The organism is Luteibacter sp. 329MFSha, from assembly GCF_900111665.1.
Taxonomy (GTDB): Bacteria; Pseudomonadota; Gammaproteobacteria; order Xanthomonadales; family Rhodanobacteraceae; genus Luteibacter.
The window spans coordinates 1,832,945-1,858,808 of sequence record NZ_FOJE01000001.1; the positions used below are offsets into that span (position 1 = coordinate 1,832,945).

Annotated in this window: 22 protein-coding genes and 1 pseudogene; 22 read left to right on the forward strand and 1 reads right to left on the reverse strand. The window is 64.2% G+C overall.

Translation table 11 applies throughout. The features are described from left to right. Nucleotides 1-4: 4 nt before the first annotated feature. Nucleotides 5-514 (reverse strand): CinA family protein, encoded by a 510-nt coding sequence (locus BMW54_RS08250; RefSeq protein ID WP_090054531.1) that lies wholly within the window; start codon nt 512-514, stop codon nt 5-7. Nucleotides 515-1,319: 805 nt separating this feature from the next. Between BMW54_RS08250 and BMW54_RS08255 the strand changes: the two genes are divergently transcribed. The 22 genes and pseudogenes from BMW54_RS08255 (at nt 1,320) to BMW54_RS08380 (ending at nt 25,864) form a co-directional block, all read left to right on the forward strand. Then, complete coding sequence (locus tag BMW54_RS08255; RefSeq protein ID WP_254779159.1) at nt 1,320-1,736, forward strand: hypothetical protein; 417 nt, start codon at nt 1,320-1,322, stop codon at nt 1,734-1,736. A 10-nt stretch (nt 1,737-1,746) separates the two neighbouring features. Next, the gene (locus BMW54_RS08260; protein ID WP_090055822.1) at nt 1,747-2,664 is read left to right on the forward strand and encodes a VirB8 family type IV secretion system protein; all 918 of its coding nucleotides are present in this window, start codon (nt 1,747-1,749) and stop codon (nt 2,662-2,664) included. Between the two features lie 89 nt (nt 2,665-2,753). Further along, entirely contained in the window at nt 2,754-3,506 is a 753-nt protein-coding gene (locus BMW54_RS08265) for a TrbG/VirB9 family P-type conjugative transfer protein (protein WP_090054532.1), read from the forward strand. Next, nucleotides 3,503-4,816 (forward strand): TrbI/VirB10 family protein, encoded by a 1,314-nt coding sequence (locus BMW54_RS08270; protein WP_254779161.1) that lies wholly within the window; start codon nt 3,503-3,505, stop codon nt 4,814-4,816. Before BMW54_RS08265 ends, BMW54_RS08270 begins: the two co-directional genes overlap by 4 nt. Nucleotide 4,817: 1 nt before the next feature. Beyond that, nucleotides 4,818-5,888 (forward strand): P-type DNA transfer ATPase VirB11, encoded by a 1,071-nt coding sequence (gene virB11 / locus BMW54_RS08275; protein WP_090054534.1) that lies wholly within the window; start codon nt 4,818-4,820, stop codon nt 5,886-5,888. A gap of 8 nt (nt 5,889-5,896) precedes the next feature. Further along, a pseudogene (locus BMW54_RS19005) lies at nt 5,897-6,319 on the forward strand (lytic transglycosylase domain-containing protein); the annotation flags it as partial. A 267-nt stretch (nt 6,320-6,586) separates the two neighbouring features. Continuing rightward, on the forward strand, nt 6,587-7,009 hold the full coding sequence (locus tag BMW54_RS08285) for a TrbC/VirB2 family protein (protein ID WP_254779259.1): 423 nt from the start codon (nt 6,587-6,589) through the stop codon (nt 7,007-7,009). After that, a complete protein-coding gene (locus BMW54_RS08290; protein ID WP_090054539.1) occupies nt 7,002-7,313 on the forward strand; it encodes a VirB3 family type IV secretion system protein in 312 nt (103 codons plus the stop codon). Before BMW54_RS08285 ends, BMW54_RS08290 begins: the two co-directional genes overlap by 8 nt. 47 nt (nt 7,314-7,360) lie before the next feature. Then, nucleotides 7,361-9,805 (forward strand): VirB4 family type IV secretion/conjugal transfer ATPase, encoded by a 2,445-nt coding sequence (locus tag BMW54_RS08295; RefSeq protein ID WP_090054540.1) that lies wholly within the window; start codon nt 7,361-7,363, stop codon nt 9,803-9,805. Nucleotides 9,806-9,820: 15 nt separating this feature from the next. Further along, nucleotides 9,821-10,648 (forward strand): hypothetical protein, encoded by an 828-nt coding sequence (locus BMW54_RS08300; RefSeq protein ID WP_090054541.1) that lies wholly within the window; start codon nt 9,821-9,823, stop codon nt 10,646-10,648. Between the two features lie 24 nt (nt 10,649-10,672). Continuing rightward, the gene (locus tag BMW54_RS08305) at nt 10,673-11,764 is read left to right on the forward strand and encodes a TrbL/VirB6 family protein (RefSeq protein ID WP_090054543.1); all 1,092 of its coding nucleotides are present in this window, start codon (nt 10,673-10,675) and stop codon (nt 11,762-11,764) included. Between the two features lie 7 nt (nt 11,765-11,771). Next, a complete protein-coding gene (locus BMW54_RS08310) occupies nt 11,772-12,251 on the forward strand; it encodes a DUF4189 domain-containing protein (protein ID WP_090054544.1) in 480 nt (159 codons plus the stop codon). A gap of 1,817 nt (nt 12,252-14,068) precedes the next feature. Further along, complete coding sequence (locus BMW54_RS18805) at nt 14,069-14,212, forward strand: hypothetical protein (protein WP_175472809.1); 144 nt, start codon at nt 14,069-14,071, stop codon at nt 14,210-14,212. 2,589 nt (nt 14,213-16,801) lie between these two features. Then, on the forward strand, nt 16,802-17,269 hold the full coding sequence (locus BMW54_RS08340; RefSeq protein WP_090055828.1) for a hypothetical protein: 468 nt from the start codon (nt 16,802-16,804) through the stop codon (nt 17,267-17,269). Nucleotides 17,270-17,290: 21 nt separating this feature from the next. Further along, nucleotides 17,291-18,298, forward strand: a complete 1,008-nt coding sequence (locus BMW54_RS08345; RefSeq protein WP_090054552.1) for a VirB8 family type IV secretion system protein — start codon at nt 17,291-17,293, stop codon at nt 18,296-18,298. Between the two features lie 71 nt (nt 18,299-18,369). Continuing rightward, the gene (locus tag BMW54_RS08350) at nt 18,370-19,107 is read left to right on the forward strand and encodes a TrbG/VirB9 family P-type conjugative transfer protein (protein ID WP_254779261.1); all 738 of its coding nucleotides are present in this window, start codon (nt 18,370-18,372) and stop codon (nt 19,105-19,107) included. Then, the gene (locus tag BMW54_RS08355) at nt 19,104-20,381 is read left to right on the forward strand and encodes a TraB/TrbI/VirB10 family type IV secretion system protein (RefSeq protein WP_090054555.1); all 1,278 of its coding nucleotides are present in this window, start codon (nt 19,104-19,106) and stop codon (nt 20,379-20,381) included. The genes BMW54_RS08350 and BMW54_RS08355 overlap by 4 nt, the downstream gene beginning before the upstream one ends. A 2-nt stretch (nt 20,382-20,383) precedes the next feature. After that, nucleotides 20,384-21,424, forward strand: a complete 1,041-nt coding sequence (gene virB11, locus BMW54_RS08360; protein ID WP_090054557.1) for a P-type DNA transfer ATPase VirB11 — start codon at nt 20,384-20,386, stop codon at nt 21,422-21,424. 43 nt (nt 21,425-21,467) lie between these two features. After that, nucleotides 21,468-22,478, forward strand: coding sequence for a transglycosylase SLT domain-containing protein (locus BMW54_RS19155; protein ID WP_175472837.1), 1,011 nt, complete (start codon nt 21,468-21,470; stop codon nt 22,476-22,478). Between the two features lie 179 nt (nt 22,479-22,657). After that, nucleotides 22,658-23,041 (forward strand): TrbC/VirB2 family protein, encoded by a 384-nt coding sequence (locus tag BMW54_RS08370; RefSeq protein WP_254779263.1) that lies wholly within the window; start codon nt 22,658-22,660, stop codon nt 23,039-23,041. Continuing rightward, nucleotides 23,034-23,345 carry a VirB3 family type IV secretion system protein gene (locus BMW54_RS08375; RefSeq protein WP_090054562.1) on the forward strand — a complete coding sequence of 104 codons (312 nt, stop codon included), beginning with the start codon at nt 23,034-23,036 and terminating at the stop codon, nt 23,343-23,345. The genes BMW54_RS08370 and BMW54_RS08375 overlap by 8 nt, the downstream gene beginning before the upstream one ends. A 59-nt stretch (nt 23,346-23,404) precedes the next feature. Further along, nucleotides 23,405-25,864 (forward strand): VirB4 family type IV secretion/conjugal transfer ATPase, encoded by a 2,460-nt coding sequence (locus BMW54_RS08380; RefSeq protein ID WP_090054564.1) that lies wholly within the window; start codon nt 23,405-23,407, stop codon nt 25,862-25,864.

A 25,864-nucleotide genomic window follows, 5' to 3' on the forward strand; every position in this document is an offset into this window, starting at 1 on the left:
GGGTTCAGCCCTGCAGTTCGGCGGTCATTCCAGCAAGCGCGGCCGCCACCGTCTGCCGCCGGACCGCCTCGCGATCCCCGTCGAAATGGAACAGCTTCGCGTGGGCATAGCCCCCGCGCCGTTTCCAGCCGATCCAGACGGTGCCAACGGGCTTGTCCGCGGTACCGCCCGACGGCCCGGCGATCCCCGTGACAGCCACCGCCACGCCTGCGCCATAGCGCGCCAGCGCGCCCGACACCATCTCCAGGACCGTCTCTTCGCTGACGGCACCCGTGCGCTCCAGCGTGCGCGGATTGACCCCGAGCAGGGACTCCTTCGCGCTATAGCTATAGGTGACCACGCCCGCCTCGAACCAGGCCGAACTGCCGGGAAGGTCCGTCAGCGTCTTCGCGATCCATCCGCCGGTGCACGACTCGGCCGTCGCGACCATGACGCGCCTTTCCTGCGCCGCCGCGGCCACATCTTTCGCGAGGGCGGTCAATTCGGCGTCGGACGGGGAGGTTTCGAGGGCCATGCGGGCTCCTTGGTAAAAGGCCACGTTCTACTCCCGGCTCCCCGCCTTGTCGATGCCGCAAGGGCTCGCCCCCGGCCCAACAAGGGTGCGCCCGCTGTCTACTCCCGCTTCCCACCTACCGAATCATCAGCCGCATCCTCTGCATCAGGCTGCCCGCGTTCAGGATCATACGAACCACGCAGCTAAGGTCTTAGCGGCATCGACGGCCGCTTCCACGCCGCGCGAGAAGCCCCTCAGCCGGGTCGGACGCAAAACACAATGCTTTCGTGCGATCAATGCGATTCGAACGACACCGCGACGTGACATAGAACGCCAGTGCGACAAGTGACGACCGCCTACCGCCGCGTCTGACAGGGAGAACAAAGAAACCACTAGCCAAAGCTACGCAAGTCGTTTATCGTCCCGCCCCGCGCACTTCTCGGGTGCCAGGATCATAAGATTCGACACCCGATACGTGCCACGTCGCGGCCAGATGAGCCGATGACGATCGAACCGGAGGACGCGTGCCCGACCAGGCGCCGTCGCCCAACTACAGGATGTAGTAACGATGAAGCAGCAATCTCTCGCCCCTCTCGCGGTGTCCGTCCCCCGCGCTGTCGGCTCTTCAAAGCAAGCCCATCGATCTTTCCGGTCGAGACCGCCGGCAAGTTGCGCCCGGAGCCGCCTCTCCAGCGCCACCGCCTGACCGTCGCCGTGTCCCGCGCCGACCGGCGCGAACACTCGCTACCTCTGCCCGCGAGCCGTCTCCATCGGCAACGCGCTCGTGCGCGCCTGCAAACCCTCAACACTGCTTATCGAGTCCGACGTGAAGAACTTCCCGCACCCGCTCCTGGTCCTGCTGCTCATTGCCACCCTTGCCGGCTGCGGCGTGCCCGGCCCGAAGGACTTCGGCGGACGCTGGCGTCCCGTGAATCGCTTCGACGACAAGGTCGTCGAGATGCCTCTGGAAGCACCTTACACGTACTACGTCGCGCCGATGGACGGCACGCTCAAGGCGCTCGTGACGCGCTGGACGAGCGATACCGGCATGAAGCTCGACTACCGCCTGCGGTCCGATTTCTCGCTGACGCGCCCGGCCGCGAAGGTGCGGACCACCGAACTACGCGATGCCGCCGCGCAACTCACCGCCATCTATGCGGCGCAGGGCATCGTCGTGCGCATCGAGGGACCTTCGCTTCTCGTCGAGGCGGGTGCGGCGGATGCCGCGGCCGGCGCACCGTGAGCGCACGTCGATGCTGAAGAAGCGCAACACTGAAAAGATAGCCCAGGCCGTCACCGCGGGCGTGAACTACGAGATTACGCTCGCCGACGTCGCGCGACGCAGCGAACGACGCGCCTGGACCGTCGCCATGGCCGCGCTGTGCGTCGCGCTCGTGCTTGCCGGCGGTTACATCGCCGTCCTGCCGTTGAAGGAGACCGTACCGTTCCTCGTCGTGTCCGATCCTTTTTCGGGCACCAGTACGCTCGCGCGCCTGACCGACGACCTGGTCGACCGGAAGATCACCGCAAGTGAAGCGGTCAATCGCAGCAACGTCGCGCATTTCGTCCTCGCGCGCGAGTCGTACGATCTCGCGCTGACGAACCTGCGGGATTGGCCGACGGTCCTCACCATGGCATCGCCCGAGGTCGCGCAGCCTTACATGGCTCTGCACGCGACCAGCAACGAGGCGAGTCCGTATCGGCAATATGGCAAGACGAGTGCGATCCGTGTACGGATTCTCAGCATCGTCCTCGTCGGCGACCCCGGACGGACGCCCAAGGGTGCGACGGTCCGCTTCCAGCGCACGGTATACGACAAGACGAGCGGCGCCACCTACCCGCTCGACAGCAAGATCGCGACGATCGCGTTCGTCTACAAGCCGCATCTGCGCATGGACGACCGGAACCGGATCGAGAATCCGCTCGGTTTCCAGGTCACGAGCTATCGCGTCGACAACGACTACGGCTCGGCGCCGCCCGCCGAAGTCGCATCCGCCAGGCCCCGTGCTGACGCGACGTCGGAAGACCTCCTGACCGACGACGGCATCCCGCCTGCCCCGCTGGCCGTCGAGGCCGATGACAGCACCACCGAGCGTGCCACCCAACCATCTCGACCGACTTCTCCGACATCCGCCAAACGCGGCAACGCCAATGGAGGGCGCACCCGATGATCCGCACCACTCCCCCACGACTGCGATGTGCGCTAGCGCTCGTCGCGATCGCCAGCTCCCACCCGGGGATCGCGCAAAGCGCCGCATCTATGACAGGTGCTACGCCCACGAGCCGCACGTCCGGTGTCGACACGTATGCGTATCAGCCCGACCGGATCTACACGATCCGCACGGGTCTCGGCATCGCCACGCAGCTCGAACTCAGTCCGAGCGAGACGATCCTCGATTACAGCAGCGGGTTCAGCACGGGCTGGGACATCGAGCGCCGCGGCCATGTCTTCTACGTGAAGCCGAAGAACGTCGACGTCGATACCAACCTCATGATTCGTACGGCGACGCACTCGTACATCTTCGAGCTCAAGGTCGTGGCCACCGACTGGCGAACGCTCGACCAGGCCCGACGCGAAGGCGTGCAGTACAAGGTGTCCTTCACCTACCCGCCCGACACGCGCTTCCAGCCCGAGACAAAGCCCGCACACGGAAAGCGCGCCGAAGACGCGAGCCGGCCCACCGAGACGGCCGAACTCGATACCGGCCTGGTCAAGGGCCGCGACTACCACTTCGATTACGACTACGCGAAACGCCGTCGGACGGCGCCCTGGCTCGTGCCGAAACATGTCTACGACGATGGCCGCTTCACGTACATCCACATGCCCGACCTGAAGCGATTCCCAACCGGAAACTTCCCCACGATCTACATGCGCGAGAAAGGCCATGGCGACGACGAGATCGTCAACACGACGATCGAAGGCAACACGATCGTCGTGCACGGCACCTACGCCTACCTGGTGATCCGCCACGACAAGAATGTCGTCGGCCTGCGAAGGAACGCGAAAAAGTGAAGCCGCATACCCCGAATCCCTCTGACACCGACGATGTCGCCGCGGTCGAGCCGCCGAGCGCGAACGACGAGGCGCAGGTCCCCTTCGACAACCCGTACGCGCAGCGGCACGCGTCGCCGCCTCCGGATCTCGAGCGCAACGTGCCGCGCATGACGCAGACCGAGGTCCGCGACATGAACCGCAAGGCCTTGGGACTTCTCGCGGCCATCGTGCTCCTCCTTGCCGTCGCCGGCATCTGGCTCCTCCGGTCGGGAAGCACCTCCGACAAGACGGCAGCGCGGCGCGACGAGTCCGTATCGGTGCCGGAATCCCCTCTCCAGCCAGGGGCGTCCGAGAAGGCGCCCCCTGCCACGGGCACCCATGAGCAGGCTGTGTCGACGCGCGACGGCTTTCCCATTCCCCTGGTTCCCGAGACGAGGTCGCGACGCGCCGGCGCGATCGACGAACGCGCTCCGTCCCGCGATCGCGACGGTTCGCCCCAGACCGACGCGCCCGCGCCACGACCGCAAGGCCCGACGCTCGTCGAGCGACGCATCGCGGCCGCTCAGGCCGGGAGCGCGCTGGGTACGGGCGACGCCGGACCAGCGGCACCCCCGGCGTTCCAGATGCCGAACCTCCCCGTGGTCGCGGCGGCATCGTCCGGCGACCTCAGCGAGATCCCGCCCAACGTGGCGTACAAAGCGAAGCCCCTGGCCGACGTGTCAAGCGCGGCGTCGTTGACGCACCCCGACACGCTGATGATGCGCGGCACCTACATCCGCTGCGTCCTTGAAACCCGCATCGTCACGGACCAGCCAGGCTTCACGTCCTGCGTCGTCACCGAGCCGGTGTATTCGTTCTCCGGCAAGCGCATGCTGCTGCCTAAGGGCTCGAAGGTGCTCGGCAAGTACGAGATGGAACCGAACGGCCCGCGCGTGGCCGTGATCTGGGATCGCATCGTCACGCCAAGCGGCATCGACGTGAATATGGCCAGCCCGGGTGCCGACACCCTGGGTGGCGCCGGCCACCCAGGACACTATGCCGCTCATTGGGGCAGCCGCATCGGCGCCGCCATGCTCATCAGCCTCATGAGCGACGCGTTCAAATACGCGGCCGCCGAACACGGGCCACGACAGACCACCATCACCAACGGTGTCGTGACGGAGACCCCGTTCGAAAGCAACACGGCCGACACGATCCAGGAGCTCGCGAAGCAGGCCGTGCGGCGGCAGGCGAATCGCCCCGCCACCGTCACGATCAACCAGGGCACCGTCCTGGCGGTCTATGTCGCCAAGGACGTCGACTTCGCTGGCGTGGTGGCGCGTTACTAACATGGACGGCCAGACGCACGCCACGATCGCCCGCGGTTTCCTGGATTACCAGTACGAGGTGCTCGGCATCGCGCCGTTCCTCGCGTCACCCGACGTGACCGAAATCTGCATCAATCGTCCGGGCGAGCTCTATCTCGAGCGCCGCGGTGGGTGGCAGCGCGTGGAGGTACCGTCCCTCACGTACGACCGCGCGCGTCAGTTCTGCACCGCGGTTGTGAACGAAACGAACACCGGGCAACGCATCACCGATGTCGATCCGGTCGTGTCGCTGACGTTCCCCACCGGCCAACGCGCCCAGTTCGTCCTGCCGCCGGCGTGCGAAGCCGGCCGCGTATCGATCACCATCCGACTGCCTTCGCGGCAGTCGCGCTCGCTCGACCAATACCAGGCCGACGGCTTTTTCGAGCATATCCTCGAAGGTGGACCCACTATCGACGCGGCCGACGAGGAACTGCTGCGACTTCGCGCGGAGCGGCGCTACGCCGAATTCTTCCGGCGAGCCGTGCTAGCCAAGAAGAACATCGTCGTGGCCGGAGCCACCGGTAGCGGCAAGACCACGTTCATGAAGTCGCTTGTCAGCCACATTCCCCACGGGGAACGGCTGGTGTCGATCGAAGACGCGCGCGAGCTGTTCCTCGACCAGCCCAACGTCGTGCACCTGCTCTATTCCAAGGGCGGGCAGAGCACTGCCAACGTCACGGCGAAAAGCTGCATGGAAGCCTGCCTGCGCATGAAGCCCGACCGCATCATTCTGGCCGAGCTGCGAGGCGACGAGTCGTTCTACTTCATCCGCAACTGCGCGTCCGGCCACCCCGGCTCCATCACCAGCTGCCATGCGGGCAGCGTCAGCCAGACATGGGACCAGCTCGCACTCATGGTCAAGGCGTCGACCGAAGGCGCCGGACTGGAATTCGCCACCATCAAGCGCCTGCTCATGCTCACGATCGACATCGTGGTGCACATCAGCGCGCATGCAGGCAAGCGCCGCATCACGGGTATCGACTTCGACCCGTGGCGTACTCTCGGCGTCGTTCCGGATAGCCAAGCTTCCGTGACGGGAGCCACGCCATGATCGCGCCCATCGACATGGCCGCCTGTCCCGACCTCGCCGTGCCCCACGCGGTCATGCAGCATGTCGTCGCCGTCGAGTCGGGCCGGAATCCGTTCGCCATCGGTGTCGTCGGCCGTCGTCTCGCGCGCCAGCCCGCAACGCTCGCCGAGGCGGTCGCGACGGCACGCATGCTCGAGCGCGAAGGGTTCAACTATTCGCTCGGCCTCGCCCAGGTGAACCGTAGCAACCTGCGCAAATTCGGGCTCGACGACTACGACGTCGCCTTCGATCCCTGCCGCAACCTCGCCGTCGGCGCCCGCATTCTCGCCGAGTGCCGCGAGCGCGCCGGCGGCGACTGGGGCAAGGCCTTCAGCTGCTACTACTCCGGCAACTTCCGCACGGGCTTCGAGCACGGCTACGTCCAGCGCGTTTTCGCCGCGATGGGCCGGGCCTCGGATCCTTCCCGGTCACCGGCAGCGGCGATGCCGGCCGGGACGCGGTTCGAGGCGACGGCGACGCCATCCCTCGACACCGACGCCGAGACGAGCACGCGCGCTTTCGTACCCATGGTACGCGGACCGGCGGAGCCCCCTCCGGCCGCCACGCCTACACCGCGCGAACCCGCCGCCGATCCTAAGCCGGCCGTGCCCGGCGCATCGGATCCCGCATTCGTTTTCTGACCGTTTCCCTCAGCCCCAAGCGACAAGGAGTTCCACATGTTGCATCCCAACGCCCCGCATCCTTCCGTATTCGCGACCCGAAGCCTCCAGCGCGCGGTGGGGCTCGCGGCCCTGGCTACCGCCCTCCTGATGCCGGGACTCGCGCTGGCCCAGATCGGCGAAGCCGGCGAGAAAGTCTGCGGGTTCTTCGAGAACATCAATGCGCTGCTCAATGCGGCATCCGTGGTCGTAGTGACCATCTCCGTGATCTTCTCGGGTTACCAGATCGCCTTCGCGCACAAGCGCATCGCAGACGTCGCACCGCCGCTGATCGGCGGCGTACTCATCGGTGCGGCGGCGCAGGTGGCGAAGATGGTCGTCGGCGAAGGCGGCAGCGGCGGCACCAAGGCGTGCTCGCCGAGCGGCGCCTTCCTGATGGATGCCGTCGACGCCGCAATGCGGCTGCTGGCCTTCCATGCGTAAGGACGCCCTCTTCCGCGGCTGTACGCGTCCGCCCATGTTCATGGGCGTGCCGTACATCCCGTTCTTCCTGGGCGCGGGCACCTGTCTTCTGCTGGCCATGTACTTCAACTTCTGGCTCCTGCTGCTGATGCCGCCGGTGATCCTCGCGATGCGACAGATGGCACGGCGCGACGAGATGATCTTCCGGCTTCTCGCCCTCCGCCTCAGCTTCCGCACCCGGGTCCGCAACGTGTCCGCTCACGATGGCGCCTGGGCCTTCACGCCGAACGCCTACCGCGATGCGGCCCGGGAAAAGCGCCGGTAAACCTACGCCCTGGCACATTCAGCCAGGGCGACACTCCGATCGATGCCATGTTCACACCCGACGCTCCCATCGCCAGCCACATCCCCCTCTCGACCCATGTCTCACCGACCGTCCTCAAGACGACCGGCGGCGACTACCTGCTGACCTGGAGGCTCGCCGGCCTCCCCTTCGTCGGCCGGGAACCTTGGGAGCTGGAGCACCGACACCTGACGTTCAATCGCATGCTGCAGATGCTGCGCGCGCCCGACTACGTGAACGTCGCCTTCTGGGTGCACGACATCCGTCGGCGACGCAGCCTTCGCCACAAGCCAACCTTCAACCAGTCGTTCAACCAACGCCTGTCCGACGGCTACTACGCGTCGCTGTCCACGCAGAAGCTCATGCAGAACGAGCTTTATCTGACGATGCTCTACCGCCCGCTGGTACACGGAAAAGCGCTCGCGGAGAAGGTCGCCGATCCGGTACGACTGCAAGCGGCGCAGGACCGCGCCATCGCGACCTTGCTCGACCTGGCGGGTACCGTCGAGGCGGTGCTGAAGGACTACGGTCCGAACCGGCTCGGCATGTACGAAGGTCCGAACGGCTTCGTGTTCTCGGAAGTCCTGGAGCTCTTCGGGTACATCCTGAACCGCGTCGATGAGCCGGTGCCGGTGCTGAAAGCGCCGGTGCCGGATTACCTGCCACTCTCGCGCCAGCGCTTCAGTCCTCGCTCGGGCGACTTCGTGCTCACGACGCCCCACGGCGACAACCATTTCGGCGCGATCCTGAACATCAAGGAATACGTCGACGGCACCTGGCCCGGCATCCTCAACGGCATGAAGTTCCTCGACAGCGAGTACGTGATCACGCACTCGTTCACGCCGATGGGACGCCAGGACGCCCTCAAGGCGCTCGACCGCACGAAGGGCATGATGATCTCGTCGGGGGACAAGGCGGTGAGCCAGATCGTCGAACTGGACCACGCCATGGACCAGCTCGCTTCAGGCAATTTCGTCCTGGGCGAGTATCACTACGGCATCGCCATTTACGCCGAGAGCCAGGAGGCGCTCGCCCAACGACTGGCCGCAGCCAGGGCGGAGCTTTCCAACGCGGGATTCGTCTCCGTCAAGGAAGACCTCGCCATCACGGCCGCTTTCTTCGCCCAGTTCCCTGGCAACTGGAAGTACAGGACGCGGCTGGCGAACGTCAGCTCGCTCAACTTCCTTGGCCTGTCGCCGCTGCACAACTTCGCCAGCGGCAAGGCCGACATGAATCCGTGGGGCGACTGCGTCACCACGCTGCAGACCAACAACGGTCAGCCCTACCACTTCAACTTCCACTATACGCAGCCGGGCGAGGATTCCCGGGGCGAGAAGGCGATCGCCAACACGATGGTCATCGGCAAGTCCGGCAACGGCAAGACCGCGCTCATCAACTTTCTGCTCAGCCAGGTGCAGAAGCTCGACCCGGCACCGACGATTTTCTTCTTCGACAAGGACCGCGGTGCCGAGATCTTCGTGCGCGCCTGCGGCGGCAACTACCTCGCCCTGGCGAACGGCGAGCCGACGGGATTCAACCCTTTCCAGTGCGAGCGAACCGAGGCCAACGTCCAGTTCCTTGCCGACCTGGTCAAGGTGCTGGCGGGCAAACGCGAATACACCTCACGCGAGGAAGAAGACATTTTCCGCGCCGTCGAAAACATCCTCGACACGCCCATGCCGCTGCGGAACCTGACCAACTTCCAGAAGAGCCTCCCAAACCTCGGCGACGACGGACTCTACGTCCGTCTGCGCAAGTGGACCGCCGGCCACTCCCACGGCTGGGTCTTCGACAACCCCGAGGACACCATCGATCTCAGCCGGGCCAACATCATCGGCTTCGATTACACCGACGTCATCGACAATGCCGAGGTCCGCGCACCGGTCATCAACTACCTTCTGCACCGGCTCGAAGCCCTGATCGACGGCCGCCGACTCATCTATGTGATGGACGAGTTCTGGAAGATCCTCGACGGCGGAGGCGGTCTCAAGGAGTTCGCGAAGAACAAGCAGAAGACCATCCGCAAGCAGAACGGCCTGGGCATCTTCGCCACGCAAAGCCCCGAGGACGCCCTGGCCAGCGACATCGCGTCGTCCCTGATCGAGCAGACGGCGACGATGATCCTGCTCCCGAATCCCAACGCCAGCCGCGAGGACTACGTGGACGGCCTGAAGCTCACCGAGGCCGAGTACAAGGTGGTCGTCGGGCTCGGCGAGCGCTCACGCAGCTTCTTCGTGAAGCAGGGCCAGTGCTCCGCGGTGTGCCAGCTCAACCTGCGCGGCCTGGACGACGAGCTCGCGGTCATCTCGGCATCGACCGACAACATCGACGTCATGCATCGCGTGCTCGACGAAGCCGCCGCCGCCCATGGCTCGACCCCCAGCGCGCTGATGCCCGAGCAATGGCTGCCCCGGTTCTACGCAGAGCGCAAGGGCAGCGGAAAGCACGACGCCGCGCCGAAACGCGCCATCTGAAGCCCGAGGATACGCATGGACACCAAGCCACCAACCACCCCGACGCCCCGTTCCGGATACCGCCGGCGACTCACACGGACGGCGCTCGCCGCGTGCCTGGTCGCGAGCCTCAGCGTCCGCAGTCCCGACGCTACGGCGCAGTGGATCGTCAACGACCCGGCGGCGATCGTCACGGCGATAACGGAGCACATACGGGAAGCGGCGCGATGGATCGAAACCGCCAAGCACTATGCCGAAACCGTCCAGCACTACGCCCAGACAACGAAGCACTTCCTGCAGCAGGTCGAGTTCTGGAAAGAACAGCTCGTCAAGCTGAAGGGCCTCAAGCTCGAGCTCTTCAAATCGGAATACGAGTTCAAGCGCATCGCGGAAGACTTCGGCGTCGCGGAAACGTGCCAGGGCGCCACCGGTGGCAGCCTCGACATCAAGTCGATCCTCAGCGCTCTCGCGTCCGATCTGAGCGGCGACATCGTGTCGCAGCAGAAAGAGGTCTGCGTCGCCATCGTCAAGGCGAAGAACCTGAAATACAACATGACGGTCGACTACTTCGACTTCGTGAAGAAGTCCACGGCCGATCTCGTCGACGTGCACACCTCACGACTCGACAAGGTGACCCAGTCACTGGCGGACCTGAATTCGGTGCTCACCGATACGCAGCGCTATTCGTCCAACCTCGAAAACGCCCGGGCTCAGTGGGAAACCAACATGAAACAGCAGGAAACGATTATCGCCATGCTCACGCAAAAGCAGTCGATCCTCTCCCGTCGCGCCATGAACGGCAAGCCAAGCGTATGGGGAACTCTGGTGAACACGCTGACCCTCCAGGCCGCTCTCAAACTCTGACCTCGCGAAGGAGCGCGGATCCTCATGTCCAATCTGGCCGACTACGTCTATTTCCGGCTGATCTACAAATTCCTCATTGCCCAGATCGACAAGTTCAGCACCGGCCTGCTCGAACGCGCCATGGCGTGGGCAAGTTTCGCCGCGCTTACCCTGGTGACGCTGTGGATCCTCATCCAGGGCTTCCGCATCGCGACCGGTCGATCGCGCGAATCGCTCATGGTCACGGTCATCGAACTCGGTCGTGTCGCCGTGATCGTCGCCGCCGCGAGCACGATGGCGGTCGCCGGGACGGGTCTGCGCAACCTGCTGACGCACGACGTCGACCGGGCGGTGCACTACCTGTTCACGGGTACCGAAGGCGATACCTCGAAGGAAATCGACCGCAACCTCGCCTACACGCAGATCGCGCTCGCCTTGCTCAACAAGGTGCAGGTCATGCCCGGCGACGACGAAATGCAGACGGCGAAAGAGCGATCGACCCTCATCGCCACCTTCGGCACCGCCAGCCCGCCCATGGTCGCCGGCGCGATGCTGCTCATCTACCACTTCGCCATGGCGCTCTTCATCGGCCTCGGCCCGATCTTCATCCTCTGCCTGATGTTCCAGCAGACCAAGGACCTGTTCAAACGCTGGTTGCTCTACGGCCTCGGCACCGTCTTCTCGATGGGCCTGCTCAGCGTGGTGGTGACGATCGTCCTCGACCTCACCGCGAGAGTCAGCGCCGCGATGTGGGCCGGTAACGCCGTCAACCAGCTCATCCTCGGCAACAACACCGAGGGCCTGACCAGCAAAGCCATGCAGCAAGGCGGTATCGGCCTGCTGCTCACCGCCCTCATCGTCTCCGTCCCACCCATGGCCGCCGCCTTCTTCCAAGGCACGCTCGGCAGCTTCATGAGCTACTCCGCCTTCGGCGGCGGCAACAACGGGTATGGACCGGATGGAAGGCCGCCTGGCTCGTGGAGCCCATTACGGGAATCAAACGAGGGTCCTGAGGATCACCGTGGCGGCGGTAGGGGTCTCGATGCCGGAATGCTTCTCGGCGGACGAATTTCAGGTTCACCCCAGGCCACGCCACGCGATGAAGTCAAAGCCGGGCGTCCAAACTTGAAGGAATAAGACACCAATGAAGTACGTTCTGATTATCGCCGCGACACTGATTCCTTATTTCGCATATGCCGAGGGCGGATGCCCACCGGGGCACTTTCCTCAACGGGGGCAGGGGTGGCAGACCTGCGTTCCCGATCCAGAGGCCGCTCCGTCAGCACCGCCTCGGGCCGCTCCGCATTGGGAGGCACGATGGAGCGCCATCTCGGTTGATACGGAGATAGGCGCTATCGTGACGGCCGTCGGTTACGGAAGCCAGGCCGAAGCAGAAAAGCACGCCATTCATGACTGCACGCGTCAGGGCGGCAACAGCTGCAAGGTCGGGCTCTCAGTAAAAAATGGATGCCTGGCGATGGCCGTTGGTGAGAAGAAGATAATGTTCAGTACTGGATCGGAACTCGAAAAGGCCGAGAGTCGCGCCATGGAGTCCTGCCTAGAAAAGAATTCAAAGTGCAGGGTGTTTCACTCGTTCTGCCGAAAGGCGGAACTCGTGCCGTAGACGGTCGCCTGCCCCACGATCTCATGTAATCAGACCGCGTCGACGTACGGATTCAGAACGACGATAGGATTAGCCTGAAATCTAGTGAGGCGGCCCCATCTTATTTGCGCATTGGCCGTGTCCCTATCGCACATGTCCGCCACGCCCGGTGGGCACCCAGCATGCTCATGAGCCATTCCGCCTTCGGCAGTGGTAACAGCGGGTGCTTGCTGCAAGGGGCTATTCGGGTCTTGGCATAGCGAGGCGACCGGGAAAGGAAATGAATCGACAGGCCGGTAACGCTATCGCCAGCCTTGACGAAACCACCCTAGTTCATCGACTTAGTGCACGACAGGAAGCTCGCACTCTCGACGCAATCAAACGAGGCGCGTCGAGTCCTGTGAAGGATTACCAACAGTGAAGAATCTCATCACCCTCCTCCTTGCCGCCTTCGCCTTACCAGCGCTGGCCGAAGGGGGATGCCCTTCAGGACATCACCCACAGAATGGCCAAGGCTGGCAAGCCTGCGTCCCGATGGAGACAGACAATCGAACAACCACCTGTCCGACTCCGCACTGGGAAACACGTTGGGGCTCGATGGCTACCGACAACGACATGGCAGTCCTCGGCACGGCTTTTGGTGCGCCAACCCGGGCGGCGGCTGAAGCCCAAGCTGTCAAGGATTGCAGGCGGCAGGGTGGCCTCGACTGCAGGCCTCGAATAGCGAGTGGGAACACATGTCTCGCAAAGGCCGTCGGTAGGAAAACTTCGTCGTACGCCACCGGGCAGAAGATCGAGATCGCCGAGGAAAGAGCGCTGGCTGAATGTCGTCGCAGCGACGAGAGATGCCAGATCTATCACTCGTTCTGCAGCATGGCGGAGTTGGTGCCATGAGCGCACGCGCAGACCTTGAAGCACGACGTACCCTTGTCGGCCGCGTTGCTGGCCCTCCCCTCACCCCCCCGGGGCCGCCGACGGAGAAAATCTCGCTTCTCGATTTCATCCGCCTGCTCTGTGCTTCTCTCCCGTCCCACCCATGGCTAACAAGGCACGCTCGGCAGCTTCATGAGCTACTCCGCCTTCGGCGGCGGCAACAACGGGTACGGGCCGGATGGAAGGCCGCCTGGCTCGTGGGGTTCCGTAGCTGACGGGCGCAACGAGTCAAGGGAGCGAGCTGGGGAGAAAAACTCAAGGCACGAGAGCGAACTCTTCTCTGGCCGCGTCTCATCGGACTCCCCACCCGCAGCAAACGACGCGATCAAGCGCGCGCCATCGATATCTCGAGAGGATTCCCCGCGATGAAGAAGCAACTATTTCTAGTCCTGATGGCCTACTCCTCAACATCGTTGGCAGAAGGTGGTTGCCCCCCAGGTCACTATCCCCAACAGGGCCAAGGCTGGCGCGCATGCGTGCCCGACCAAACGGAATACAACGTACCCAGGCGTTCCTCACCGCACTGGCAAGATCGATGGGCGGCCATGGCGACCGATGCGAAGGCTGCCGCGCTCGGCACAGCGGCGGGCGCACGAAGCAGGGAACTAGCCGAGGCTCAGGCGATACACGATTGCCGGCGACAGGGCGGCTCGACATGCAAACTTCAAATCTCACATGGAAATGGCTGTGTCGCGATGGCCGTCGGGGAAAAGATGATGAACTTTATGCCAGGACGCGATCTCGAGTTGGCCGAACGTCGCGCCCTTGATGAATGCGGCAGAACGGACAAGCGATGCAAGATATATCACTCCTTTTGCAGTCTTGCCGAGCTCGTCCCGTGAGCGCGTGCACCGCCGTCAACCAAACTCCCTCGGCAACAACACCGAGGCCCGACGAGCAAAGCCATGCAGCAAGGCGGCATCGGCCTGCTCCTCACCGCCCTCATCGTCTCCGTCCCACCCATGGCCGCCGCCTTCTTCCAGGGCACGCTCGGCAGCTTCATGAGCTATTCCGCCTTCGGCGGCGACAACAGGCTGCACCCGCCGTAGCAGATGCCACCAAACATCGCGGACCCACCGAACGCGCGGAGTCAATGCAGTGAAGAAGCTCGTATCGCTAATGGCCATTGCCTTGTCTACCGAAGCATGGTCCGAAGGCGGATGCCCGCGTGGGCAACTTCCGCAGCAAGGCCAGGGCTGGAAGGCATGCGTACCTGATCCGTCCGCTTATGATGAGCCCACGCGGTCGTCGCCGCACTGGGAGACTCGATGGGCGGCCATTGCCACCGATGGAAAGGCTGCCGCCTTAGGCACCGCCTCGCGGGCGCGGAGCGAGGACGAGGCAAAGGCGGAAGCCTTGGAGAACTGTAGGAAGCAAGGTGGCTCGGAGTGCAAGTTACAGATAACTCGCGACAACGAATGCGTCGCCATGGCCATTGGTGGGGACAGGATATGCTTCAGTTCTGGAACTACTATCGAACGGGCGGAACGAAACGCACTCGATCATTGTGTCGGAGCTGCGAAGCAGCCAAGGATCTACCATTCGTTCTGTAGCCCGGCCGAATTGGTCCCTTGAGGACGCTCAGGTGAATGAAAGACGCCAACCTGACAGACATGCATTTCGCCCCGGCGTCTCCCGTGTTGTTTTCTAGGGTGCTCTGGCTAGCTCCATGAGCTACTCGCCTTCGGCGGTGGCAACACGGGTATGGCCCGGATGGAAGGCCGCCTGGCTCGTGGAGCCCAGTACGGGAATCAAACGAGGGTCCTGAGGATCGCCGTGGCCACGCCAGGGGTTTCGATGCCGGAATGCTTCTCGGCGGACGAATTTCAGGCTCGCCCCAGGCCACGCCGCGTAATGAAGGTAAAGCCGTGCGTCCAAACTTGAAGGAATAAGACACCGCATGAAGTACGTTTTGATGATCGCTTCGACACTGATTCCTTTTCTCGCATGTGCCGAGGGCGGATGCCCACCAGGACACTTTCCTCAACAAGGGCAAGGATGGCAGGCCTGCGTTCCCGATCCAGAGGGCGCACCATCTGCACCGGCTCGGGTCGCTCCGCATTGGGAGGCACGCTGGAATGCCATCTCGACCGATGCAGACATAGGCGTCATAGGGACGGCTGCCGGTTTCGGAAGTCAACTCGGAGCCGAGAGTCACGCTGTTCATGACTGCACGCGTCAAGGCGGCACTCGCTGCAAGCTCCAGATATCGGCAAAAAACGGATGCCTGGCGATGGCAGTTGGCGAGAAAAAAATGCTATTCAGCTCCGCAGCGGAGCTAGATGACGCTGAGAGTCGCGCCATGGAATCGTGCCTCGACCACAACCAAAAATGCAGGGTCTTTCACTCGTTCTGCCGAAAGGCGGAACTCGTGCCGTAAACGGTCGCCTCTTCCACGATCCCATGTAGGCAGACAGCTCCGGCCGGCGGATCCGGTCCGACGATAGGTTTGGCCTGAAGACCTGAAGACGCGGCTCCGCCCTGTCAGCGCACTGGCCGCTGAAACGAAACGCGCTCGATCATTGTGTCGGAGCCGCGAAGCAACCAAGGATCTACCATTCCTCCTGTAGCCCGGCCGAGTGGGTTCCCTGAGAACACCCGGCATTAGCGTTTACCGGCACGATGGAAGGCCACTGACTCGTGAGTCCGGCGCGGGGATCAGACTCAGTCTCGATGATCGCCGTGGAAGCGCCGGGAAATGGATACCGTCGTGCTCCATAGCGGACGGATGTCGGGCGCACCGCGATAGCGCCGAGCACATCCGCGTTTGGCCATCCGCATGACGGTCGCCCGGGGGCGCGGTCATAGGGTATGGCTTCGCATGTCCTGGCGGCGTGTCGCATGTCCCGCTGCCGAGAGAACGCCAGCAAGCGCGTCCTCGTCGGCATGCGGGAAAGCTTTCGGTATAGAGAGCACTGGCCCCGCCCCGCGGGATCGCCGGCGCGTTCGCGCGCGCCGCGATAGGGCAAGCATGGCGGCCCCCCGCGCACGAAACGACATTCGTGATCGATCCGTGAAGGTTGCGACGGCAACCTTCACGTGCCATGCACATTCTTGCGATTTCGTGAGCGTGCGCTCATGAGGAATGAGAATTCGGTCAACCGTTTGAAGCGTTTCATACACATTACATGCCGAGAATGTGTGACATAGCACGCGAAATCAGTGGCCTGGATGGGTAGTCAGAAAATTCTTGTTGCGTTACCTTTACGTCGCGGACAGGGTGCCGCGTAGGGGTGGGGAAAATCACGGTCGTTTTATCGCAACCCATGGTTGGCGCGTCATTCCGCCCCATGCCGCGTCGACCCTTCTTCGCTTGGATCAGATGCAAGGGCGCGAAAGCGCCCGCTACAGGATGTTGTATGGACGAATTGCATACGTTTCGCGCCGCGGTGGCGCGACATTCAGGCCGCCGCCGGGCGCCGTACGGCGCAGGATCCGGTGTGTCCGCGACCTGCGGCGCAGGGCCTGCTCATCGCTGCCACCCGATCCGGCGCCAGGCCGGCGCGCGGGCGCATTTTCTCGTCGCGATGTAAACGGTTACACGGCCGCGCCGTCCGGCGAGCCCCTTGGGCCGCCGACGATTTCCACTTGCCTCCTGATCGAACGAGTGCCGCGTGAATAAAGTCCTGACTCTTCCCCTGACCCTCTGCCTCGTCGCCGCCCTGGCTGCCTGCGGCACGCCTCCCGCCAAGGACTTCGGCGGCCAATGGAGGCCGGTGAACAAGTACGACGAGAAGGTCGTCGAGATCCCGCTTGCGGTTCCTTACACGTATTACGCCGCTCCGATGGACGGCACCCTGAAGAACATGCTGACGCGCTGGACAAGCGATAACGGCATGAAACTCGACTACAAGCTGCGCTCCGACTTCACCCTCACCAAGGCCGCGTCCGGCATTCACACGACCGAAGTACGCGATGCGGCGTCCCAGCTAAGCGCGATCTACGCGCCCCAGGGTGTGTCCGTGCTCGTCGATGGTCCCTCGCTCGTCGTCGAAGAAACCTCGGCGATCGTCCCCCATGCCGGCAGCGCGCCTTCGGCGCCGCAGGCGGAAGCGCAGACACGGACGACGATCGGTAGCGTCGCCGCCACGCCGAACGCCCACTGAGTCAGGAAGGCTGCCCGTACCATGCTCAGGAAAAGAAACTCTCCAAAGATCGATGCCGCCGTCGCCCAGGGCGTGAACTTCGAGGTATCGATCGCCGATATCGCGCGCCGCGGCGAGCGCCGTGCCTGGATCGTCGCGTGGTGCGCGGTCGGCATGTCGCTCATTCTGGCGGGCGGCTACTTCTACATGCTTCCGTTGAAGCAGACGGTGCCTTATGTCGTGCTGGCGGATGCCGCCTCGGGCGTCTCGTCGCTGGCTCGCCTGTCCGACGACCTCGTCAATCGACGCATCACCTCCAGCGAAGCGGTCAACCGCAGCAACGTGGCCCACTTCGTCCTGGCGCGCGAGTCCTACGACCTTGCGCTGACCAATCTCCGCGACTGGCCGACGGTGCTTACGATGGCCTCGGAGCCGGTCGCGAAGCCCTACCTCGCGCTCCATGCGCAGAACAACGAAAAGAGCCCGTACAAGCTCTACGGCAAGTCCAAGGCGATCCGGGTGAAGATCCTGAGCATCGTGTTGCTGGGTGGTGGGCCCGACACTCCGCCGACGGGCGCCACCGTTCGCTTCCAGCGCAGTCTCTTCGACAAGACCAACGGCGCGACCACACCCATCGACAGCAAGATCGCGACGATCGAGTTCACCTACAAAGCGAATCTCGGCATGGACGACCAGTATCGGATCGAGAATCCGCTCGGCTTCCAGGTCATGAGCTACCGGGTCGATAACGACTACGCGTCGTCGCCGCCCTCGGAGGTCCTCGTTCCAGGCCAGGCGGCAACGTCGGCCGCCCAGCCGGTATCGGACGACAGCTCGTCGTCGCTCCCTCAGGACGGCACGCAGAATCCACAGGCGCTTCCGCCCGCGAACGCCCAGCCGACCGCCACGGCCATTCCTCTTTCCACCATTCCCGGCGACGACGCCTACGCGTCGCCGCAAGGCAACGCCGGGGTCACCCCAACGCAGGCCACGGCACAGCCCGGGGCACGCACCAACCCTAGAAGCGCCGCCAATGGAGGGCGCCGTTGATGACCCGAATGCGCAAGCTCACGCTGGCCCTCGCCGCCGTCGTCGCGTTTCATGCGACGACGTCGGTCGCGATGGATTCCACGCCTCCCGCATCCACGGCGATGGCCGGCCCCGCCACGGACGCCGTGCAGCCGTACGAATACCAGCCCGAACGCATCTACCAGGTGCGTACCGGCCTGGGCATCACGACGCAGATCGAACTCAGCCCGAACGAGCAGATCCTCGACTACAGCACGGGTTTCAGCAGCGGCTGGGACCTGACGCGACGCGACAACGTGTTCTACGTCAAGCCGAAGAACGTCGACGTCGACACGAACATGATGATCCGCACGGCGACGCACTCGTACATCCTCGAGCTGAAGGTCGTCGCCACCGACTGGAAAACCCTCGAGCAGGCGCGACGCGCCGGCGTGCAGTACAAGGTCGCGTTCACGTACCCGGCCGACACGAGCTTCCTCTCGGAAGCGAAGAAGGTGAAGGAAACGCCCGAGCTGGATACCTCGCTGGTCAAGGGGCGTGACTACAACTTCGACTACGACTACGCGAAGACCCGCAAGACCGCGCCGTGGCTCGTCCCGACGAATGTCTACGACGATGGACGCTTCACGTACATCAAGATGCCGGACCTCAAGCAGTTTCCGACGGGTAACTTTCCGACCGTGTACATGCGCGAGAAAGAGCACGGCGAAGACTCGCTGGTGAACTCGACGGTCGAAGGAAACACGATCGTCATCCACGGTACGTACCCCTACCTGGTCATTCGCCACGACAACAATGTCGTCGGTCTGCGAAGGAACACGAAGAAGTGAGCCAGAACACTCCCCACCATCCCGAAGACGAGGCGCGCGGTGCAGACGGTCATGCCGACGCGTCGGGCGATCATCGCGACCCGCTCGCCGGCAACCCTTACCTGAACCAGCAGCGGCAAGCGCCGCAGCCGGACCTCGACCGGGGCGCGCCGCAACTCACCAGCAGCGACATGCGCCGGATGAACCGCAGCGCCCTCGGCCTGCTCGCGGGCATCGTCCTGCTCCTGGTCGTCGTCGCCTTCTGGCTTTTCCACAGTTCGGACACCGGGAAGAGCCCCGTCGCGAAGCCGCGCGAGGAGACCGTCTCGGTTCCCGATGCGCCCATCACGTCGCTGGCGACCGCCCCCGCTACGGATCCACGGGCGATCAGCCTCGCCCCGGAGTTGCCGCCGCAGCGCGACGTGCCCCCGCTCCCGCCGGAGCCGCAACAACCCGCGACGCCGGCGCCACACGTGCCGACGCTGCTGGAACGCCGTATCGCGGCTGCCAACGGAGGCACGCAGGCCGTCGCCGACGCGCCGGGTGGCCCCTATGCGGCAGGTCTCGCAGCTGGCATGACCATGCCCGGAACCGGCATGCCTGGCGAACCCGCGACGCCCGAGCAGCGCGCGCTGATGAGTGCGACCAACAACATCGCGTACACCGCGAAAGATCTGCCGGAAGTCTCCACGGCCACGCCGCTGCAGCACCCGGACACCCTGATGGTCCGAGGAACCTTCATTCGCTGCGTGCTCGAAACGAGGATCATCACCGACATGCCCGGCTTCACGTCGTGCGTGGTGACGGAGCCGATCTACTCGTTCACGGGCAAGCGGATGCTTCTGCCGAAGGGTTCCAAGGTCCTCGGCAAGTACGAGATGGAGCCTAACGGTCCGCGCGTGGCCGTGATCTGGGACCGCATCGTCACGCCGACGGGAATCGACGTGAACATGGCCAGCCCGGGTATCGATACGCTGGGCGGCGCGGGCCACCCAGGTCACTACGACGCCCATTGGGGCAGCCGCATCGGCTCGGCCCTGCTGATCAGCCTGCTCAGCGACGCCTTCAAGTACGAGGCCGCCGAGCACGGCCCGCGCCAGACGCAGATCAGCAACGGCGTCGTGACGCAGAGTCCGTTCGAGAGCAACACCGCCGACACGGTGCAGCAGCTTGCCAACCAGGCGGTACGCCGTGCCGCGAACCGCCCGGCCACGGTCACGATCAACCAGGGCACGGTGCTTGCGATCTACGTGGCGAAGGACGTCGATTTCACCGGCGTCGTGGCGCGGTACTGAGCATGAGCGAGAGCGCACTCGCCGCCGTCGGAAGCGATTTCCTCGACTACCAGTACGAGGTACTGGGCGTGAAGGATTTCCTCGCGTCCGCCGACGTCACCGAGATATGCATCAACCGCCCCGGCGAGCTCTATCTGGAGCGCCGGGGCGGGTGGCAGCGCGTGGAGGTGCCCTCGCTGACCTTCGAGCGGGCACGGCAGTTCTGCACGGCGGTGGTCAACGAGAGCAACACCGGCCAGCGCATCACGGATACCGACCCGGTGGTCTCGCTCACGTTTCCGACGGGACAACGTGCGCAGTTCGTGATTCCTCCCGCATGCGAAGCCGGCCGTGTCTCGATCACCATCCGCCTGCCCTCCCGGCAGACGCGCACGCTCGCGCAGTACAGCGAGGACGGTTTCTTCGACGAGATCCTCGAGGGCGCCCACACCATCAGTCAGATCGATCGGGAGCTTCTCGAGCTGCGCTCCGCGCGACGCTACGAGGACTTCTTCCGGCATGCCGTGCTCGGTAAGAAGAACATCGTCGTGGCGGGCGCGACGGGAAGCGGCAAGACCACCTTCATGAAGTCGCTCGTCAACCACATTCCGGACGACGAGCGCCTGGTGACGATCGAGGACGCCCGCGAGCTGTTCATCGGACAGCCGAACGTCGTGCACCTCCTGTATTCGAAGGGAGGGCAGAGCGCGGCCAATGTCACCGCCAAGAGCTGCATGGAGGCGTGCCTTCGCATGAAGCCGGACCGGATCATCCTGGCGGAGCTTCGCGGCGACGAGTCCTTCTATTTCATCCGAAACTGCGCATCCGGACATCCCGGTTCGATCACAAGCTGTCATGCAGGCAGCGTGGAACAGACCTGGGACCAGCTCGCGCTGATGGTGAAGGCCTCCTCGGAAGGGGCGGGCCTCGAGTTCGCGACGATCAAGCGTCTGCTGATGCTGACGATCGACATCGTCGTGCACATCAAGGCGCATGGCGGCCGGCGCTACATCACCGGTATCGACTTCGACCCGTCGCGCGCGCTCGGCGCGGGCGCGGGTTGATCGGTCAGTTGGCAATGGAGCCCGAAACGACGTGATCGCAGGCATGGAAATGATGGGTTGTCAGAACCTCGCCGTACCGGCCGAGGTGATGCAGCATGTCGTCAATGTGGAATCGAGCCGCAATCCCTTCGCCATCGGCGTCGTGGGCGGTCGTCTCGTGCGCCAGCCGACCAATATCGGCGAGGCCGTCGCCACCGTCCGCATGCTCGAGCAGCGCGGTTACAACTATTCGCTGGGCATCGCCCAGGTGAACCGATCCAACCTGGGAAAGTTCGGCCTCGACACGTTCGAGAAAGCCTTCGAATACTGCCCCAACGTGACAGCGGGTTCGCGCATCCTCGCGCAGTGCTACGAAAGCGCGGGCCGAAACTGGGGCAAGGCCTTCAGTTGCTATTACTCGGGCAACTTCACGACCGGTTACGAGCACGGCTACGTGCAGCGCATCTACGACTCGATGACGCGCAGCGGCATGGTCAGCACGGCGTCGCCCATCCCGCTCGAGCGGCCGCGCGGCCCGGTGAAGGTGGTGGCGAAGGGCACCGACGTCAACGGCCTGAAGACCGATACCCCGGATTACCGCATCGCCATGCGCCGGGTGCTCGATGCCGCCACCTCGGCGGTGATCGCTCCCGCCATGGCGTCCGAACAGACGCCCGTGATTCCGCCGGGCAACGCCACCATGCCGGTCGCGGACGCACCGGCGTCGGCCGGGGCGCCGCGGCCCATCGGCCGCATCGCCACGGACGCGGCTACCGCGGCGGCGATGTCGCAGGTCGGGCCGCGGATTCCGCAGGCGACCACTCCGCCGCCGCCCGGCCGCATCGCGACCGACGCCGGCACGGCCGCCGTCATGTCACAGATCGGCATCAGCTCGAACGCGACCGGCAGCGCGCCGGCCGCTCCTGAAGGCGACGCGTCCATCTTCGTGCCCCAGGTGCGCGCGCCCGGAGAAACACCCGCGCCGTCCAATCGCGCTCCCGCACGGCAGGCCGCGCCGGCGCGCGACCCGGCGGACCTGCGCACAGGAGGCCACGACGATGCGTTCGTCTTCTGATGTCCACTCATGCATCGCCCTCGCCACACGCGCATGGCGACCCCCGACGCGGCTCGTCGCCGAGCCGTCTTCCAGCGTGGCGGCACCCGCCGTCGTCAACACCTGAACTACCGATAAGGAACCACGAGATGTCCCTGCCCTCCCTGTCCCAGGTCTTTGCCAAGTCCACGCGCCCGGTCATGACCGCCGTGGGCCTCGCCGCGCTGTTCACGGCCCTCATGGTGCCGGGCATCGCGATCGCGCAGGTCGGAGAAACCGGCACCAAGGTGTGCGGATTCTTCGAGAACATCAACTCGCTCCTCAATGCCGCGTCGATCGTCGTGGTCACGATCGCCGTGATCTTCTCGGGCTATCAGATCGCGTTCGCCCATAAGCGCATCGCGGAAGTCGCCCCGGCGCTCGGCGGCGGCGTGCTGATCGGTGCGGCCGCCCAGGTCGCGAAGATGGTCGTCGGCGGCAACGGCAGCGGCAGCGGTGCCACCGCCTGCACCTCGAGCAGCGGCGGCGCCTTCCTCATCGACGCCGTGAACGCCGCGATGCATCTGCTGCAGATCCATGCATAAGAACGCCCTGTTCCGCGGCTGCACCCGGCCGCCCATGTTCATGGGCGTTCCCTACGTCCCGTTCTTCATGGGCGCGGGTACCGGATTGCTGCTCGGGATGTACTTCAACCTCTGGTTCCTGCTTTTCATTCCGGTCGCCATCCTCGTGATGCGGCAGATGGCGAGGCGGGACGAGATGATCTTCCGCCTGCTCGGCCTGCGGCTGCAGTTCCGCTCGCGCATCCGGAACGTTCCGCTGCACGACGGTATGTGGGTCTTCACGCCCAACAACTACCGCGATCCGAAAACGGAAAAGAAGAAATAGAAGACGGGTTCCCTGGCCCCTGGGCCAGGGACTTTCGGTTTCCACCGGCCAACGACGACATGTTCACTCCAGACGCTCCCATCTCGGTCCACATCACGCTATCCGCCCATGTATCGCCTTCCGTGGTCAAGACGACCGGCGGCGATTATCTGCTGACCTGGCGCCTGGGTGGACTTCCGTTCGTGGGCCGCGACGAGTGGGAGCTCGAACACCGCCACAATACCTTCAACCGCATGCTGCAGACGCTGCGTGCGCCCGACTACACCAACGTGGCGTTCTGGGTGCACGACATCCGTCGCCGCCGCGCGATCCGCGATCGTTCGAAGTTCGGCCAGCGCTTCAACCAGGAGTTGTCCGACGCCTACTTCGCGTCGCTCTCCGAACAGAAGCTCATGCAGAACGAGCTCTACCTGACGATGATCTACCGTCCGATCGTCTCCGGGAAGATGTTCGCGGAGAAGAGCTCGGACGTCGCACGCCTGAGAGCCGAGCAGGACGCCGCCATCGCCCAGGTCCTCGAACTGGCGGGGAACATCGAGGCGGTGCTCAAGGACTACGCACCGACGCGTCTGGGCATGTACGAAGCCTCGAACGGCATCGTGTTCTCCGAGGTCCTCGAGCTCTTCGGCTTCATCCTCAATCGTGTCGACGAGCCCGTTCCGGTGCTGAACGCCGCCGTCTACGACTACCTGCCCGTCAGCCGTCAACGCTTCTCCGCCAAGACCGGCGACTTCGTGCTCACGACACCGAGCGGTACGAACCACTTCGGCGCGATCCTCAATCTGAAGGAATACGTCGACTCGACCTACCCCGGTATCCTCAACGGCCTCAAGTTCCTGGATTTCGAGTACGTCATCACGCACTCGTTCACGCCCATGGGTCGGCAGGATGCGCTGCGCGCGCTGGACCGCACCAAGGGCATGATGGTGTCGTCGGGGGACAAGGCCGTGAGCCAGATCATCGAGCTGGACCACGCCATGGACCAGCTGGCATCGGGCAATTTCGTCCTGGGCGAATATCACTTCACGATCGCCATCTACGCCCCGACACAGGAAGCCCTGGCCCAACAGATCGCCACCACGCGCGCCGAACTGTCCAATGCCGGCTTCGTGACGGTAAAGGAGGATCTCGCCGTCACGGCCGCCTTCTTCGCGCAGTTGCCAGGCAACTGGAAGTACCGCACGCGGCTCGCGAACGTCAGTTCGCTGAACTTCCTCGGCCTGTCGCCCCTGCACAACTTCGCCACCGGGAAGCGGGACAGCAATCCGTGGGGCGACTGCGTCACCACCCTGCAGACCACCAACGGCCAGCCCTACTTCTTCAACTTCCATGCCACCCATCCGGCGGAGAACTCGCTGGGCGAAAAGGCGATCGCGAACACGATGGTCATCGGCAAGTCGGGCACCGGCAAGACCGCCCTGATCAACTTCCTGCTCAGTCAGGTGCAGAAGCTCGATCCGTCGCCCACGATCTTCTTCTTCGACAAGGATCGCGGTGCCGAGATCTTCGTGCGGGCCTGCGGCGGGAACTACCTGGCGCTCGAGAACGGCAAGCCCACCGGCTTCAACCCGTTCCAGTGCGCACGCACCGAAGAGAACGTCCAGTTCCTCGGAGAGCTGATCAAGGTCCTGGCGGGCAAGAGCATCTATAGCTCCCGCGAAGAGGAAGACATCTTCCGTGCCGTCGAGAACATCCTCGACACGCCGATGCATCTGCGCACCATGACGAATTTCCAGAAGAGCCTGCCGAACCTGGGCGACGACGGACTCTTCATCCGCATGCGCAAGTGGACCGCCGGCAACTCGCTCGGCTGGGTCTTCGACAATCCGCGCGACACCGTCGACCTCAGTCGCGCCAACATCATCGGCTTCGACTACACGGATATCATCGACAATCCGGAAGTCCGGGCGCCGGTCATCAACTACCTGCTGCACCGACTCGAGGATCTCATCGACGGTCGCCGCCTGATCTACGTCATGGACGAGTTCTGGAAGATCCTCGACGGCAAGGGCGGGCTCAAGGAATTCGCGAAGAACAAGCAGAAGACCATCCGTAAACAAAACGGCATGGGAATCTTCGCCACGCAGAGCCCCGAAGACGCGCTCGCCAGCGACATCGCCTCGGCGCTCATAGAACAGACGGCGACGATGATCCTTCTGCCGAACCCGAACGCCAGCCGCGAAGACTACGTGGATGGCCTGAAGCTCACCGAAGCCGAGTACAACGTCGTGGTGAGCCTGGACGAGCGCTCCCGCTGCTTCCTGGTGAAGCAGGGTCATGCCTCGGCGGTCTGCCAGCTCAATCTGCGCGGCATGGACGACGTTCTCGCCGTTATTTCGGCGTCGACCGACAACATCGAAATCATGCACGACGTACTCAAGGTGCGCGCGGAAGCCGAAGGCGTCGCGCCGGACGACCTGCGGCCCGAGCAGTGGCTGGCGACGTTCTACGAACATCGCAAAGGCAGCGGCAAGGGCCCGTCGAGCCCCACGCCCTCGCGCTCCAGGCAGGCGGCCTGA